The organism is Rhizobium azibense (assembly GCF_004342325.1).
In the GTDB taxonomy this organism is placed as follows: Bacteria; Pseudomonadota; Alphaproteobacteria; order Rhizobiales; family Rhizobiaceae; genus Rhizobium; species Rhizobium etli_B.
In genome coordinates, this window is the sequence record NZ_SMBJ01000008.1 from 94,240 (window position 1) to 108,580 (window position 14,341).

A 14,341-nucleotide genomic window follows, 5' to 3' on the forward strand; every position below is an offset into this window, starting at 1 on the left:
GAGGACGTAGCGGGAAAGGGCGGCGCAAATTTAGGCGCCAATTGCGCAAGCGCAAGGAAAAAAATCGCGACTTTTGACGCCAGCAAAGGCTTTGGAGACCCTGGCAGCACTATTGACTCTGCCGGCAAGAACGTCAATTGGAGGCGAAACAGTCCAAATTGACATAATAAGGGACATGAGATGACCGTCGCTTTCACATTTCCCGGCCAGGGAAGCCAGGCCGTGGGCATGGGCAAGGAGCTCGCGGAAAATTTTTCCGAGGCGCGTTCCGTCTTCGAAGAGGTTGACGATGCGCTCGGCCAAAAGCTTTCAGCAATCATCTTCGAGGGCCCGGAAGAAACGCTGACGCTGACGGCCAATGCCCAGCCTGCGCTGATGGCGGTATCGCTTGCGGTGGTTCGTGTCCTTCAGGCGAAGGGTCTCGATCTCAAGTCGAAGGTGTCCTATGTAGCGGGTCATTCGCTCGGCGAATATTCCGCACTCTGTGCCGCCGGCACCTTCTCGCTGGCCGAAACCGCGCGTCTGCTGCGTATCCGCGGCAACGCCATGCAGGCTGCCGTTCCTGTCGGCGTTGGTGCCATGGCGGCGATCATCGGGCTGGAACATGCCGACGTCGTGGCCGTTTGCCAAGCTGCTTCGGCGGCTGGTGCCTGCCAGATCGCCAACGATAACGGCGGCGGCCAGATCGTCATCTCCGGCGAAAGGGCCGCAGTCGAAAAGGGCGCGGCACTGGCAACCGAGAAGGGCGCCAAGCGCGCGATCCTTCTGCCGGTTTCCGCTCCCTTCCACTCCTCACTGATGGCGCCGGCTGGCGAGGCGATGCGCGAAGCGCTCGCGGGCGTTTCGAAGGCCAACCCTGTCGTTCCACTGATTGCCAACGTTCGCGCCGCGCCGGTGACAGACGCCAATGAGATTGCAAGGCTCCTTGTCGAGCAGGTCACCGGCCAGGTCCGCTGGCGTGAAACGGTAGAATGGTTTGCCGCAAACAATGTCACGACGCTTTATGAACTCGGCTCGGGCAAGGTACTGACCGGCCTTGCGCGGCGCATCGACAAGACGGTGAACGGTATTGCCGTCAATACGCTCGCCGATATCGACGCGGCCATCGCCGCCCTCACGGCCTGATTGGTTTCACCAGATATAAGGAACGCATCCATGCTCGATCTTTCCGGCCGCAAGGCGCTCGTTACCGGTGCATCCGGCGGCATCGGCGAGGAAATCGCCCGCATTCTCCACAAACAGGGAGCCGTCGTCGGCCTTCACGGCACGCGGGTCGAAAAGCTCGAAGCGCTGGCAAACGAGCTTGGCCACCGCGTCAAGATATTCCCGGCGAACCTCTCCGACCGTGACGAGGTCAAGGCGCTCGGCGTCAAGGCCGAAGCCGAACTCGAAGGCGTCGATATCCTTGTGAACAACGCAGGCATCACCAAGGACGGCCTGTTCGTACGCATGAGCGACGAGGACTGGGACAACGTCATCGAGGTCAACCTGACCGCGATGTTCCGCCTGACGCGCGAGCTGACGCATCCGATGATGCGCCGCCGCTACGGCCGCATCGTCAACATCACCTCGGTGGTCGGTGTCACCGGCAACCCGGGTCAGGCGAACTACTGCGCTTCCAAGGCCGGCATGATCGGCTTCACCAAGTCGCTCGCCCAGGAGATCGCGACGCGCAACGTGACCGTCAATTGCGTCGCACCGGGCTTCATCGAATCGGCCATGACCGGCAAGCTAAACGACAAGCAGAAGGAAGCGATCATGGGCGCAATCCCGATGAAGCGTATGGGCACGGGTGGCGAAGTGGCGTCCGCCGTAGCCTACCTCGCCTCCTCGGAAGCCGCCTATATGACGGGTCAGACGCTGCACGTAAACGGTGGCATGGCCATGATCTGAAACAGAAACTGGCCCTGTTTGCGTTTTTCGGCGGAATAGCGTGTTGACCAATGGAACAGGGTTGATTTTCAGGCTTTGCGGCAGACATAAACCGTGTTAAGCGGGCCATGACTGTCACAGTCGTTCCGGGAAACAAGGCGGACCGGCAGGCTTTTTTGCCAGCGGGGAACATCTTAGAGAGCCGGGCTAACGAGTTTGCTGAAAGTGCCGAGAGGGCGCCGAAGGCTGAACCAGGGTAGGGATGCCGGAAGGCATTCTCATCAGGATATAAGGTCGAGGAAACCGACATGAGCGATATCGCAGAACGCGTAAAGAAAATTGTTATTGATCATCTTGGCGTCGATGCCGAGAAGGTTGTCGAGAGCGCCAGCTTTATCGACGATCTGGGTGCTGACTCGCTCGACACGGTCGAACTGGTCATGGCCTTCGAGGAAGAATTCGGCGTAGAAATTCCAGACGACGCAGCAGACTCGATCCTCACGGTCGGCGACGCAGTAAAGTTCATTGAAAAGGCCCAGGCTTAATCCTGTGTGATTTTCAAAGGGCGGGCCATGAGTCCGCCCTTTTTGTTTGTGCATTGCTTTAGCGAAAGAACAGGCGGGGAAGCTGTCGATGAGACGGGTCGTCATCACCGGTACCGGAATGGTATCACCCTTGGGATGCGGAACTGAAGTGACCTGGTCGAGGTTGCTCGCTGGCCGCAGTGGCGCCCGCCTTGTCACCGAATTCGAGGTGGATGATCTCCCTGCCAAGATCGCCTGCCGCATCCCGGTCGGTGACGGCGCCGACGGCACCTTCAACCAGGATGACTGGATGGAGCCAAAGGAACAGCGCAAGGTCGATCCCTTCATCATCTACGGAATGGCCGCTGCCGACATGGCGTTGAACGACGCCGGCTGGCATCCTGAGAACGATGAGGACCAGATCGCGACCGGCGTGCTGATCGGCTCCGGCATCGGCGGCATCGAGGGTATCGTCGAGGCGGGCTATACGCTGCGCGACAAGGGCCCGCGCCGTATCTCGCCCTTCTTCATTCCCGGCCGCCTGATCAACCTCGTATCCGGCCAGGTTTCGATCCGCCACAAGCTCAGAGGACCGAACCACTCGGTCGTCACCGCCTGCTCGACTGGCGCGCACGCAATCGGCGATGCTGCCCGTATGATTGCGCTCGGCGATGCCGACGTCATGGTCGCGGGTGGTACGGAATCGCCGGTGAGCCGCATCTCGCTTGCCGGCTTTGCCGCCTGCAAAGCGCTTTCCACGCAGCACAACGACGATCCTGAGAAAGCATCGCGTCCTTATGATCGCGACCGTGACGGCTTCGTCATGGGCGAAGGTGCCGGTATCATCGTCGTGGAGGAACTGGAACATGCCAAGGCGCGTGGCGCGAAGATCTATGCCGAGATCGTCGGCTACGGCCTGTCGGGTGACGCCTACCACATCACTGCGCCGGCGGAAGACGGTGACGGCGCGCAGCGCTGCATGGCCATGGCGCTGAAGCGCGCCGGACTGACGGCTGCAGATGTCGATTATATCAACGCGCACGGGACGTCGACCATGGCCGATACGATCGAGCTTGGCGCCGTCGAGCGTCTGGTCGGCAACGCGGCATCGAAGATTTCGATGTCTTCGACCAAGTCGGCGACGGGCCATCTGCTGGGGGCAGCCGGTGCCATCGAGGCGATATTCGCGACGCTTGCAATCCGCGACAACGTCGCTCCGCCGACCCTCAATCTCGATAATCCCGAGCGCGAAACGGCAATCGATCTTGTTCCGCACAAGGCCCGTCAGCGAGAAATCAATGTTGCACTCTCGAATTCCTTTGGATTCGGCGGTACGAATGCATCGCTGGTGCTGCGCCGCTATAGTGCCTGACGGCGGTTTTTGACACGACGGGAGGATTGGCCAGTACCTCTCGCGACGGTAGCCTACCTGTTTTTTGCCGTATTGCTTCTTAAAACAACGGACAGGGCCAAGTTTAGAGGATTGCCGGTGAGCGATACGAATCAGAGCAACGACGCGGCGGGCCACAACGGCCATCCGGCGCAGAACGGGCCGATCATTCCGAAGTCGCCCAGTGAAGCGCTGCGCCCGGAACGCGTTCCGGAGCCGCCGAAGCGTTCGAAGAAGGCGCGCAGCCAGGTCGTCATCTTCTTGAACTTCCTGATGACGATGGTCGTGCTTGCCTGTGCCGCCGGCATCTTCGCCTTCTATTACGCGATCTCCAGTTACCAGGAGCCCGGTCCGCTGGAGACGAACACCAATTTCATCGTGCGCAGCGGCGCAGGCCTTTCGGAAATCGCCACCAATCTTGAGCGCAACAACATCGTCTCCGACGCCCGCATCTTCCGCTATCTCACGGCGACGTACCTGAACGAGGGGGAGAGCCTGAAGGCCGGCGAATACGAGATCAAGGCAAAGGCTTCCATGAACGACATCATGGAACTGCTGAAGTCCGGAAAATCGATCCTCTATTCGATATCATTCCCGGAGGGCCTGACGGTGCGCCAGATGTTCAACCGCATGAACGCTGATACCGTCCTGGAAGGCGAATTGCCGACGGCATTGCCGCCCGAAGGCAGCCTGCGTCCCGACACCTACAAGTTCTCGCGCGGCACGAAACGCTCCGAAATCATCGACCAGATGGTTGCAGAGCAGAAAAAGCTCGTCGACCAGATCTGGGAGAAGCGCGACCCTTCGGTCTCGCTGAAAACCAAGGAGGAGTTCGTGGTGCTTGCTTCGATCGTCGAGAAGGAAACCGGCATTCCCGACGAGCGTGCGCATGTCGCATCCGTTTTCCTCAACCGGCTCGCCAAAGGCATGCGGCTTCAGTCCGATCCGACCATCATCTACGGGCTCTTCGGTGGTGACGGCAAGCCCGCCGACCGCCCGATCTACCTGTCGGACCTGAAGAAGGAAACGCCTTACAACACCTACGTGATCAAGGGCCTGCCGCCGACGCCGATCGCAAATCCCGGCCGTGACGCCCTGGAAGCGGCGGCCAATCCCTGGAAGACGGACGACCTCTATTTCGTCGCCGACGGCACGGGCGGTCATGTTTTTGCGGCGACGCTCGAAGAGCACAATGCCAACGTCAAGCGCTGGCGCAAGCTCGAAGCTGACAAGGGTGCCGATCCGAATATCGTGGTCGACGGCCAGCCGGAGGCTCAGGCCGAGCCGGCGGCCCAGCAGAAGAAAAAGAAGACGAACTGATTTCGGAGGCTCGGATGGCGTTGCAGTCCATGACTGGTTTTGCGCGGCGCGAGGGAACGAGCGGCCGCTGGCGCTGGGCTTGGGAACTGCGGTCGGTCAACGGCAAGGGGCTCGACCTGCGCCTTCGCCTGCCGCCAGGACTCGAGCGCATGGAAACAGACGTTCGCCGCATTGCGGGCGAACAGTTCAGCCGTGGCAACATGCAGGCCAATCTCTCGGTTTCGGCAGCCGAAAACCGCTTCGAGACGGTTCTCAATCAGGACGCTCTGGCCAATGTGCTTGCAATGCGTGACCAGCTTGCGGGCGTCATCGATCCGGCGCCTCTGACCCTCGATACGCTGCTTTCGATCCGCGGACTGGTGGAATTTCGCGAGTCGGAGGACAGCGAGGAAGAAATCGCCGCCCGTGATGCCGACGTCACCAAAGGCCTGCTGGCCGCACTTGCTGACCTCAAGCTGATGCGGGAACAGGAGGGTGCTGCCCTGTCTCGCGTGCTGCTCGACCATGTCTCGACGATCGAGGACTTGACGCATACGATCGAACGCGACCCGTCGCGCACGCCGCAGGAGATTTCCGCCCGCATCAAGGCGCAGGTTGCCTTGCTGATGGACGGAGCGGGCGCGCTTGATCGCGACAGGCTGCATGCCGAGGCGGCTCTGCTTGCGACGAAGGCCGACCTGCGCGAAGAAATCGACCGGCTGAAGGCGCATGTGGCGGCCGCACGGGATCTGTTGGGCCGCGGCGGCCCGGTCGGCCGCAAGCTCGATTTCCTTGCACAGGAATTTAACCGCGAATCGAATACCATCTGTTCGAAGTCGAATGCCTCGGCGGTCACTGCCGCCGGCATCGAACTGAAAGTCGTCATCGACCAGTTCCGCGAACAGGTCCAGAATCTGGAGTAGGACATGAAACCGGCGAAAGCTTCGCCCGTTCCGATCGCTCGCCGCGGTCTGATGCTCGTCATTTCGTCGCCCTCGGGCGCGGGAAAGTCGACGATTGCGCGGACACTGCTTGCGCAGGATAGCCAGATCGGCCTCTCCGTCAGCGTGACGACCCGCCAGCGGCGCCCGAGCGAGGTCGAGAGCATTCACTACCACTTCAAGAGCATCCGCGAATTCGAGCGACTGCGCGATTCCGATGCGTTGTTGGAATGGGCTGAAGTGCACGGCAATTTTTACGGAACGCCGCGCGAACCGGTGGAAGCAGCGATGGCGGAGGGCCGTGACATGCTTTTCGACATCGACTGGCAGGGCGCCCAGCAGCTGCAGGAGAAAATGTCGGCAGATGTCGTATCCATCTTCGTGCTGCCGCCGACCATGACCGAGTTGCAGTCAAGGCTTCACCGCCGTGCGGAAGATTCGGAAGAGGTCATCGCAAAGCGGCTTGCCAATTCGCGCGCCGAAATCGCGCATTGGCGGGAATATGACTATGTCATCGTCAATGACGATCTCGATACTGCCTTCGACGCCGTGCAGTCGATCGTGAAGGCCGAGCGCTTGCGCCGCGACCGGCGGCACGGCATCTACGATTTCGTCACAAAACTGCTGGAAGAGACGCCGGTTCTTTAAAGCGAATTGGCAAGCAGGCAGAATTCCTCGACTGAAAGCGTTTCCGCACGGCGCTGCGGGTCGATGCCTACCTTGTTGAGGAGACTCTCGCCGCCGAGCGGCTTGAGGCTCTGGCGCAGCATCTTGCGCCGCTGACCGAAGGCCGCATGCGTTACTCTTTCGAGATTGGCGACGTCGCAGGGGATGGGATTTGCCTTCGGCGTCAGATGCACCACCGTCGACGTCACCTTCGGCGGCGGCGTGAAGGCTTGCGGCGATACGTCGAAAGCCATGCGGGCATCGGCGCGCCAGCCGCAGAGTACACCGAGGCGGCCATAGTGGTCGTCATCCTGTTTGGCGACGATGCGCTCGCCGACTTCCTTCTGGAACATCAGCGTCAAGGATTCCCAAAACGGTGGCCACTTTTTTGGCAGCAGCCAGTTCACCAGGAGTTGCGTGCCGACGTTGTACGGAAGATTGGCGATGATCTTGACGGGCCCCTGAGGCGCCAGCGCCTCGAAATCGGTCTTCAGCGCATCGCCGCCCATGACTTCGAGTCTGGCAGGATAGTGAGCGGATATTTCCGCCAGCGCAGGCAGGCAGCGCGGATCACGCTCGACGGCAACCACCTTCTTCGCACCCAGCGCCAGGATAGCGCGCGTCAGTCCGCCCGGTCCGGGTCCCACTTCGAAGACGGTGCAGCCTTCCAGCGATCCTGCCGTGCGGGCAACCTTCTGCGTCAGGTTGAGGTCGAGAAGGAAGTTTTGCCCGAGCGCCTTGCGGGCATCGAGGCCGTGACGGTGGATCACGTCGCGAAGCGGCGGCAGACCATCGAGCGCGGCCATCAGCGGTGTTCCGCGGGACGGCTGAGATGGGCTGCAAGCTTGAGGGCGGCAATCAAGCTCTTTTCGCGCGCGATGCCCTTGCCGGCAATGCCAAAGGCAGTGCCGTGATCCGGCGATGTCCTCACGAAAGGCAGGCCGAGCGTCACGTTGACGGAATCGTCGAAGCCGAGCGCCTTGACCGGGATCAGGGCCTGATCGTGATACATGCAGACTGCGACATCATACCGGGCGCGAGCCTCGTCGTGGAACATGGTATCGGCGGGCAGGGGACCGATCGCGTCGATGCCCTCAAAGCGTAGAAGCTGTATGGCGGGATGAATGATGTCTTCGTCCTCGCGCCCCATCGTTCCGCTTTCGCCGGCATGCGGATTAAGACCAGCGACGGCAAGGCGGGGCCTTTCGATGCCGAAGCGGTGCCTGAGATCGGAATGCGCGATACGGCAGGTCTCTGCGATCAATTCACCGCTCAAGGCCTGCGGCACGTCCTTGATCGGGATGTGAATGGTAACGGGTATCGCCCGCAGCTTCGGTCCGGCAAGCATCATCACCGGCCTGACCGGATTGCCGGTAGCGCGGGCTGCGAGATCGGCAAGGAATTCGGTGTGGCCCGGAAACGTGAAGCCGGCCTCGTAAAGAACGGCTTTGGCGATGGGATTGGTAACGACGCCTGCTGCCAGTCCCTTCACGACCAGCGATACGGCTGTTTCGATCGCAGCGATCGTACCTGTTGCGGTCGCGGCATGCGGCTCGCCGGCAGCCACCTCGACGCCGGCAGGAACGGGCAGGACGGGGAGAGCGTCGGCAAAGACATCCGCTGCCGTTGCCGCGTTCGCTTCGGCTATCTTGACGGAAAGATCCAGCTGCCGTGCTCTTGCCTCCAGAACGTCAGGATCGCCGATCAGAAAGAAGGGAGGAAGGCCGAGCTCACGCCGCCTCAGCCAGGCCATCAGGGTTATGTCCGGGCCGATGCCAGCCGGATCGCCTTGCGTCAGCGCAAGCGGGCGCGAAAACGGGGAAGCCACGGCGGTCAGCGATAGATGATCTGCGCCTTCTTGCGCAGCTCTTCGAGATATTTGGCAGCGTTTTCGTTTTCCGGTGCGCTCTTGCCTGCCTTGGCCTTGTTAAGATCCTCCTGGCGGAAAACGATCTCAGCGGCCGTGTCGTCGGATACCTCACGCCGGCTGCAGATTGCCAGATACTCCACGCCCTTTTCTGTCACGCGGGTCGCCGTGGTATTGCCCTTGGCCTGCTCGATCAACGGCTTCCATTCGGCCGGAAGTTCCGGAGCCAGCACGCGGCCAAGTTCGCGGACCGAAACGTCACGCATCGTTGCTGCAAAGACCTTTGCCTCTTCGCAGCCCGGGTATTTCGAACGGGAGGCTTCGGCTTCGCTCTTGCGCTTTCCCGTAATGCCTTTCTTCGATTGCGGCACAACGAAGATGATCTGCTGAAGCATGTATTCGGTCGTGACCGGCTTCTGCTTGTTGTTTTCCATCATGCGGCTGACAAGGTCGCTGCTCGACATGCGCGCGCTCGACCCGTAGCGCGCATTGACGACGCGCGGCCAGCTCATTTGCACGGCAATATACTGCTTGAAATGATCCGCCCCGACACCGGCTTGGGTGAGAATTTGCGTAAGCTGCTCGGTCGAGATCTTGTTTCCGGACGCAAAACGCGCGAAGGACGCATCGACTTCGTCCTTGGAGACGGACATGCGGACACGCGAAATTTCCTGACGTTTCAAAGTCTCCTCGACGAGCGATTCTTCCGCCGTCTTCGCATCGGCTTTCTGGTGCTGGAGACGAAGGAATGCCTGCCGCCTTGCGACATCGCCCGTGGTCAGTGCCACCCCGTTGACGACGGCCTTGACTTCGCTTGCTGCAAATGCCGAACCGCTTTGTGGCTGCAGCGCCGCGAGCATGCAGAACGCAGCTCCGGCAAACAGGAACGTGACAATCTTTCTCGCGCCAATCATGTATCGATCCTTCCCATAGACGCTGCGGTGGCAAGTGCACGTATACACAGCTTCACCGAGGTCGGTGCCGCCCCAAGGCGACATTCCTATGCCTCATAACCCGGTTGACGGCAATGTCCTGCATAGTGTTGCGGCGAAAGAAAGGCTCGCTTTCTTTCGCCGTCCAATATCGCAATCAATTATTGTAGATATTCTTTTCGATATCGTCAGAATATCCGACGTTGACATCACCGAGAGTGCGGAAGGTAAGTCTGGCGCCAATGCTCCAGTCGCTTGCCGACTCGTCGCTTGTATCGCGTTTTGAAGTATAGGCGATCGTGAAGATCGTGCATTCGTCTTCATAGGAGAGGCCGAGCGTCTTCCTGCTGACGACGTCGTTGTTGAGATCCCATGCAATGCCGCCGAAGACGGACCAGTAGTCCCTGAACTTGACCGTTGCCCTGGTCTGGATTTCATCACCATCTTCGGCCGAGCCGTAGTCGGGCTGAGCCGAGATATGGGTGTAAAGAAGCTGGCTCTGGAACGTATCGGTCTGGAAACCCGCCGTCAGATCGCCGCGGCGAAACGAGAGATCCTTCTCGTCCAGACGGTACGAGGCGGCGAGGGAAAGGCCTTGCGGCGTCTCGATTCCGCCCAGCCCGACATAGTCGGAACGGTCGGTCTCAAGTCCCGAATTCGCTCCAGCGTTCACGAGATCGTCCGTGGCGAACGAGTTCTGGCCGGCAAGATGATAGGACTGGCCAAAGATACCGTGAAGTTTGTAGCCGTTGTCGAACGTGCCGGTGTACTGGAAGCCGATATTGGCACGCGTGCCGCCCTCGATGCGATCGTAACCGGAGAATTTGTCGCGCTCGAAGAGCGACGTCGCGTCGAAGACGAAGCTCTGCGCGTCCTCGTTGGGCAGGGCGCCCGCAAGAGATTCATCGGGACGGGCGTAGATTTGGGCAATCGGCTCGAAGACATGCGTACTGTTGGCCGTCGTCATCAGGATCGGATAGCGCGCTTCCAGGCCGGCCGTAATCATCCCGCGTGTTGCGCCATCACCGTTTTCGAAGTCGCCGTCGTATACGGACGTCCCGCTGATGGAGTTGGGATCGTCCACATTCAGCGCCAGCGCATCGCCACGCGCGGCAAAAAGAGGCGTGATGAGTACGCCCTGCGGCGTCACGAAAGTTCGCTTCCACTCAAGTTCCCCGGTCAGACGCGATGTCTGCCCCTTCAGTGAGAAGCGATCGTCGCCTACGGGGTTGTCGAAGAAACTGTCATGCGTGCGCGAAATATTCGTGAAGTTGACGTCGAGCGACAGTTCGCCGCCGGCCAGCGGCTGCGGAGCCACGGCATGATAGTCAATTACCGGATAGACGATCGCCTGCTGTTTTTCCTCCTCGCTATCCGGATCGGAGTCCTGAACGTCGAAGTAGAACGATCTGATGTCGAAGTAATTCCGCTTCCCGAGGCCGGTCAGGTAGACTTGATTGACATGGGTTGTCTCGTTGAAGCCCTTGAGTTCGTAGGTACGCGAGAAGTTGTTATCGCTCTGCACCATGACATCCCAGCCGAATGCCCAGCGGGGATTGATCTTGAATTCGGCCTTCGATCCGATCATTCCGCGGTCATCGGCCTCCTGATCGCTTGTTCCCTCGGTAAAGCTCTCCGGGTGCATCTGGTTGATGCCTGCTACGCGCAGGGTATGCGTGCCGTTCTCGAAACGCTGGCGGAACTCCGCGTCGAGTAGGAAGCCCTGATTCGTGTAGCCGGTGCCGCTGACCGTCACGTCCATGCTTGGCGAGAACACGTAGTAGTAGGGAACGGTAACGCCGAAGCCGAGGTTCTCCGATGTACTGAAACTCGGAAACAGAAAGCCGGACTTGCGCTTGACCGTCTGGTCCGGGACCTCGATCCAGGGGAGGAAGGCGATCGGATGGCCGAACAATTCGAAGCGGGCCTTTTCCAGCCGGATCGTATGTTTTTCGCCGTTCTGAATGACGCGCTCGGCCTTGACTTGCCAGAAGGGCGGTCGTTCCGGCCGTTCGGCGCAGGGCAGGCATGCAGTGTAGACGCCCTTGTTGAGGATCATCAGATTATCGTTGACGCGCTCGCCGCTTTCGGCCGCGATGCGTGTGTTGTCGGTGGTCTCGATACGCAACGCATTGACGAAGCCTTCGGCGAAGTCGTCGGTCACATCGAGCTTGTCGGAATACATGCGGTTGCCGTCGGGGCTGATCAGCTCGATATTGCCGACAGCCATCATGCGGCCCGTCTTCTGGTTGTATTCGACGCGCTGGGCCACCATTTTGTAGCCCGCATAGTTGATCTGGACGCCCCCGACTGCGGAGACGATCTGCTGGTCCCTGTTGTAGACGAGCTCGTTGGCCGAAAGCATCATTTTCGCTTCCGGATCGATCTTCGGCTGCAGCTTCTGCAACGTCGAATTCTCCTGCGCGAACGCAGCAGGAATGCTTCCAGAATAGCCAAGCAGAGTCGCCCCTGCGAGCAGGGCAACCAACTGTTTACTAAAAGTCTTGCGGTCGCCTGCCGCCACTAGCCGTCCTCCTGATGAAGCAGAATCGTTGCGCCCAGAGCCAGCGCGACGACTACCGGAATCCACGCCGCCACGAAAGGCGGTACGACTCCGCTGCTTCCAAATGCCTTTACAAGCACGTTGACGACATAAAGCACGAAGCCCGAAAGGATTCCACCCAGAATCACCGACCTCGACTGGTTGAACCGGCTAAATTTTAACGACACTGTTGCAGCAATGAGAGTCATCGCGACAAGCAGCAGTGGTTGAGAGAGCAATGAGTGAAATTGCGTCTCCAGCGCCTTCGTCGGTACCCCGAAGGATTTGGCGATGGCTATTCGATTGGAAAGATCAAAAAAAGCAATGGTTTCAGGCGATGTCAGGCGCTCCTGGACGAAGTCTTGTTTCAAATTGGTGCGAAGCTGGACCGTATCCCGGCGTACGGCGATTTCGCCCGGCCGGCGCTCGGTAACGTTCTTAAGGAGCCAGTAACCATCTTCCAATTTTGCAGAAGCTGCATCCTGGCGCAGAATCACGCGGCCGTCCGAATCGAAGTGGATCAAGACGGCATCGATCAGCAGCGTTCCGTTCTCCTGAATCGTACGAGCGCCGATGATGACGTCGTCTTTTCCGCTGATCTGGCGCAGCCAGGGAACCTGCGGCTTGCTGCTTGTGGCTTTCTCCTGGCCGCGCCAATCGGTCTCCACCAGTGCCGCCTGACGCTGGCCCCAGGCCGCCAGCGGATTGATGACCGTCATCGTCAGTATGCCGAGAAGGAAGGCACCGACGATGAAGGGCGACATGAACTGCCATACCGAAATGCCGGCTGCGCGCGCCACAACGAGTTCATACTTGCGGTTCAGCCCGATCAGCACTGTCATTCCGACAAAGAGGGCAATGAACGGGACCGTCTGCTGGATGATGAGCGGCAGTCGGACGGCCGTCATCAACAGCCCACCGGCAACCGTATAGCCCGGAAGACCCGACATTCGGCCTGCCGTCTCGCTGAAATCGATAAGAAAGACAATCGAGATGATTCCAAGGAAGAACCAGATCGTTATGGCAAGGTAGCGGCGGAAGAAGTAGCGTCCCAAGGTGCCGAAGATCATAGGCTGCCTCCGGGCGTTTTTCCGAGCGCAGAAGGTAGCCGCCGTTCGATTCTGTGCCAGATGCCGGCGGCACGTTCGCCCACGGCGGCCGGAATCGAAAGGCGCTTGTGCATATTGAGGAAGCCGCTCGCCGCGACGCCGGCCACCACCGGAATCGCGTAGAGCACGCCGATGTAAAACGGATTGGTGTCGATCTGGTTCGCAGCGTAGAACGACGCCCAGCGCAGCGCAAAGGCAAAGGTCAAAGCCGTGACCATCGGGTGCAGACGCGCCTCGCGATGCGAACGTGCGTCACCGGCGATCGCCAGGGAAATCAGCGCCAAAACGAAAGGCAAGACCCAGTCCGTCAGCCGCCTGTGAAGTTCGGCGCGATATGATTGCGGCTTGGCGATGTAATCCTTGTCGGCCGGATCCGGATTGAGCAGAAAGCCCAGGTCGCGGTCGCTGGCGCGCAGCGTCGCCTGTCCGCGGTTCTGCGTCAGATCGGAGAGATCGAAGGAATATGAGTCGAATTTGATGATCGAGACATTGCCGTCCCGGGCTTTGCGTTGAACCTCGCCGTCGCGCATGATGAGCGACGTTCCCGTATCGTCGACGGCGCCCTCGCGTGCATAGTAGATCATGTCGAAGGCAGGATCGCGCTCGTCGACGACGAACAGGCCCCTCAACACGCGGCCGGCCAGCCGCTCGGAAATCTGCACATAGAGACCCTCATCGATCCTGCGGAAGTTTTTTTCTTCGATGACGGTGGACAGGAGATCGGCATAGGCCGCAGCAATCATCTGGCGCGCACCGGTCTTTGCCTTCGGCTCGACGACGTTATCGACGAAGAAGGAGAACGCGCTGATGACAGCTGCAAGCAGCAGGATCGGGCGGATGATGATGTTGCGCTTGGCGCCGGCCGCATCGATGACTGTCAGCTCCGAATCGTTGTTCATCGTCGTCAGCGTCTGCGTGACGCCGATCACAAGGGCGAACGGCAAGACGACAGGAATGATCGACGGCAGGATCAGCGTCGCAAGCTTGGCGAACGAGCCGATTGACTGACCGCTGTCGGTCACCAGGTTGATGCGCTGCAGGACCTGGGTCGTCCATATGATTGCGAGCACCGGCAGCAGCGCTACGAGAAACATCTGGCCGACGCGCCGCAATATGTAGATTTCGAGTAGTTTCATGCCTGCCCTTGAACGCACCTGCGAAGAGAAAGCATCGCAGCGGGAACCATCTAAGCTCTTTGC

At 59.9% G+C, this 14,341-nt stretch carries 13 protein-coding genes; 7 read left to right on the top strand and 6 right to left on the bottom strand.

Annotated features, from left to right (window positions below):
* The first annotated feature begins 180 nt into the window (after positions 1 to 180).
* The 7 genes from fabD (at position 181) to gmk (ending at position 6,674) form a co-directional block, all read left to right on the top strand.
* Entirely contained in the window at positions 181 to 1,125 is a 945-nt protein-coding gene (gene fabD, locus EV130_RS20445; RefSeq protein WP_132661182.1) for an ACP S-malonyltransferase, read from the top strand.
* A 30-nt stretch (positions 1,126 to 1,155) separates the two neighbouring features.
* Positions 1,156 to 1,893: a 3-oxoacyl-[acyl-carrier-protein] reductase gene (fabG, locus tag EV130_RS20450; protein WP_074060733.1), complete on the top strand. Its 738-nt coding sequence runs from the start codon at positions 1,156 to 1,158 to the stop codon at positions 1,891 to 1,893.
* Between the two features lie 287 nt (positions 1,894 to 2,180).
* Positions 2,181 to 2,417 carry an acyl carrier protein gene (locus EV130_RS20455; RefSeq protein WP_022714691.1) on the top strand — a complete coding sequence of 79 codons (237 nt, stop codon included), beginning with the start codon at positions 2,181 to 2,183 and terminating at the stop codon, positions 2,415 to 2,417.
* A gap of 88 nt (positions 2,418 to 2,505) precedes the next feature.
* Positions 2,506 to 3,768, top strand: coding sequence for a beta-ketoacyl-ACP synthase II (gene fabF, locus EV130_RS20460; RefSeq protein WP_132661184.1), 1,263 nt, complete (start codon positions 2,506 to 2,508; stop codon positions 3,766 to 3,768).
* A gap of 117 nt (positions 3,769 to 3,885) precedes the next feature.
* Entirely contained in the window at positions 3,886 to 5,106 is a 1,221-nt protein-coding gene (mltG, locus tag EV130_RS20465) for an endolytic transglycosylase MltG (RefSeq protein ID WP_132552122.1), read from the top strand.
* Positions 5,107 to 5,120: 14 nt separating this feature from the next.
* Positions 5,121 to 6,008, top strand: coding sequence for a YicC/YloC family endoribonuclease (locus EV130_RS20470; protein ID WP_132552123.1), 888 nt, complete (start codon positions 5,121 to 5,123; stop codon positions 6,006 to 6,008).
* 3 nt (positions 6,009 to 6,011) lie between these two features.
* A complete protein-coding gene (gene gmk, locus EV130_RS20475) occupies positions 6,012 to 6,674 on the top strand; it encodes a guanylate kinase (protein ID WP_074060737.1) in 663 nt (220 codons plus the stop codon).
* Here the strand turns inward: gmk and rsmA are convergent.
* The 6 genes from rsmA to EV130_RS20505 form a co-directional block, all read right to left on the bottom strand.
* Positions 6,671 to 7,498, bottom strand: coding sequence for a 16S rRNA (adenine(1518)-N(6)/adenine(1519)-N(6))-dimethyltransferase RsmA (rsmA, locus tag EV130_RS20480; RefSeq protein ID WP_132552124.1), 828 nt, complete (start codon positions 7,496 to 7,498; stop codon positions 6,671 to 6,673). The two genes, gmk and rsmA, sit on opposite strands and share 4 nt — an antisense overlap.
* Positions 7,498 to 8,520, bottom strand: coding sequence for a 4-hydroxythreonine-4-phosphate dehydrogenase PdxA (pdxA, locus tag EV130_RS20485; RefSeq protein ID WP_132552125.1), 1,023 nt, complete (start codon positions 8,518 to 8,520; stop codon positions 7,498 to 7,500). The genes rsmA and pdxA overlap by 1 nt, the downstream gene beginning before the upstream one ends.
* A gap of 5 nt (positions 8,521 to 8,525) precedes the next feature.
* Complete coding sequence (locus tag EV130_RS20490) at positions 8,526 to 9,473, bottom strand: SurA N-terminal domain-containing protein (RefSeq protein ID WP_074060740.1); 948 nt, start codon at positions 9,471 to 9,473, stop codon at positions 8,526 to 8,528.
* Between the two features lie 175 nt (positions 9,474 to 9,648).
* Positions 9,649 to 12,015 carry an LPS-assembly protein LptD gene (locus EV130_RS20495; protein ID WP_132661187.1) on the bottom strand — a complete coding sequence of 789 codons (2,367 nt, stop codon included), beginning with the start codon at positions 12,013 to 12,015 and terminating at the stop codon, positions 9,649 to 9,651.
* Positions 12,015 to 13,103 (bottom strand): LPS export ABC transporter permease LptG, encoded by a 1,089-nt coding sequence (gene lptG / locus EV130_RS20500; protein WP_074060742.1) that lies wholly within the window; start codon positions 13,101 to 13,103, stop codon positions 12,015 to 12,017. Before lptG ends, EV130_RS20495 begins: the two co-directional genes overlap by 1 nt.
* Positions 13,100 to 14,278 carry an LptF/LptG family permease gene (locus tag EV130_RS20505; RefSeq protein ID WP_074060743.1) on the bottom strand — a complete coding sequence of 393 codons (1,179 nt, stop codon included), beginning with the start codon at positions 14,276 to 14,278 and terminating at the stop codon, positions 13,100 to 13,102. The genes lptG and EV130_RS20505 overlap by 4 nt, the downstream gene beginning before the upstream one ends.
* Between the last annotated feature and the right edge of the window lie 63 nt (positions 14,279 to 14,341).

What these genes read in the sequence shown, in the direction of transcription:
- fabD (WP_132661182.1), top strand. Translation starts at nt 181, where the DNA reads ATGACCGTCGCTTTCACATTTCCCGGCCAGGGAAGCCAGGCCGTGGGC.
- fabG (WP_074060733.1), top strand. Translation starts at nt 1,156, where the DNA reads ATGCTCGATCTTTCCGGCCGCAAGGCGCTCGTTACCGGTGCATCCGGC.
- EV130_RS20455 (WP_022714691.1), top strand. Translation starts at nt 2,181, where the DNA reads ATGAGCGATATCGCAGAACGCGTAAAGAAAATTGTTATTGATCATCTT.
- fabF (WP_132661184.1), top strand. Translation starts at nt 2,506, where the DNA reads ATGAGACGGGTCGTCATCACCGGTACCGGAATGGTATCACCCTTGGGA.
- EV130_RS20470 (WP_132552123.1), top strand. Translation starts at nt 5,121, where the DNA reads ATGGCGTTGCAGTCCATGACTGGTTTTGCGCGGCGCGAGGGAACGAGC.
- gmk (WP_074060737.1), top strand. Translation starts at nt 6,012, where the DNA reads ATGAAACCGGCGAAAGCTTCGCCCGTTCCGATCGCTCGCCGCGGTCTG.
- rsmA (WP_132552124.1), bottom strand. Translation starts at nt 7,498, where the DNA reads ATGGCCGCGCTCGATGGTCTGCCGCCGCTTCGCGACGTGATCCACCGT.
- EV130_RS20490 (WP_074060740.1), bottom strand. Translation starts at nt 9,473, where the DNA reads ATGATTGGCGCGAGAAAGATTGTCACGTTCCTGTTTGCCGGAGCTGCG.
- lptG (WP_074060742.1), bottom strand. Translation starts at nt 13,103, where the DNA reads ATGATCTTCGGCACCTTGGGACGCTACTTCTTCCGCCGCTACCTTGCC.
- EV130_RS20505 (WP_074060743.1), bottom strand. Translation starts at nt 14,278, where the DNA reads ATGAAACTACTCGAAATCTACATATTGCGGCGCGTCGGCCAGATGTTT.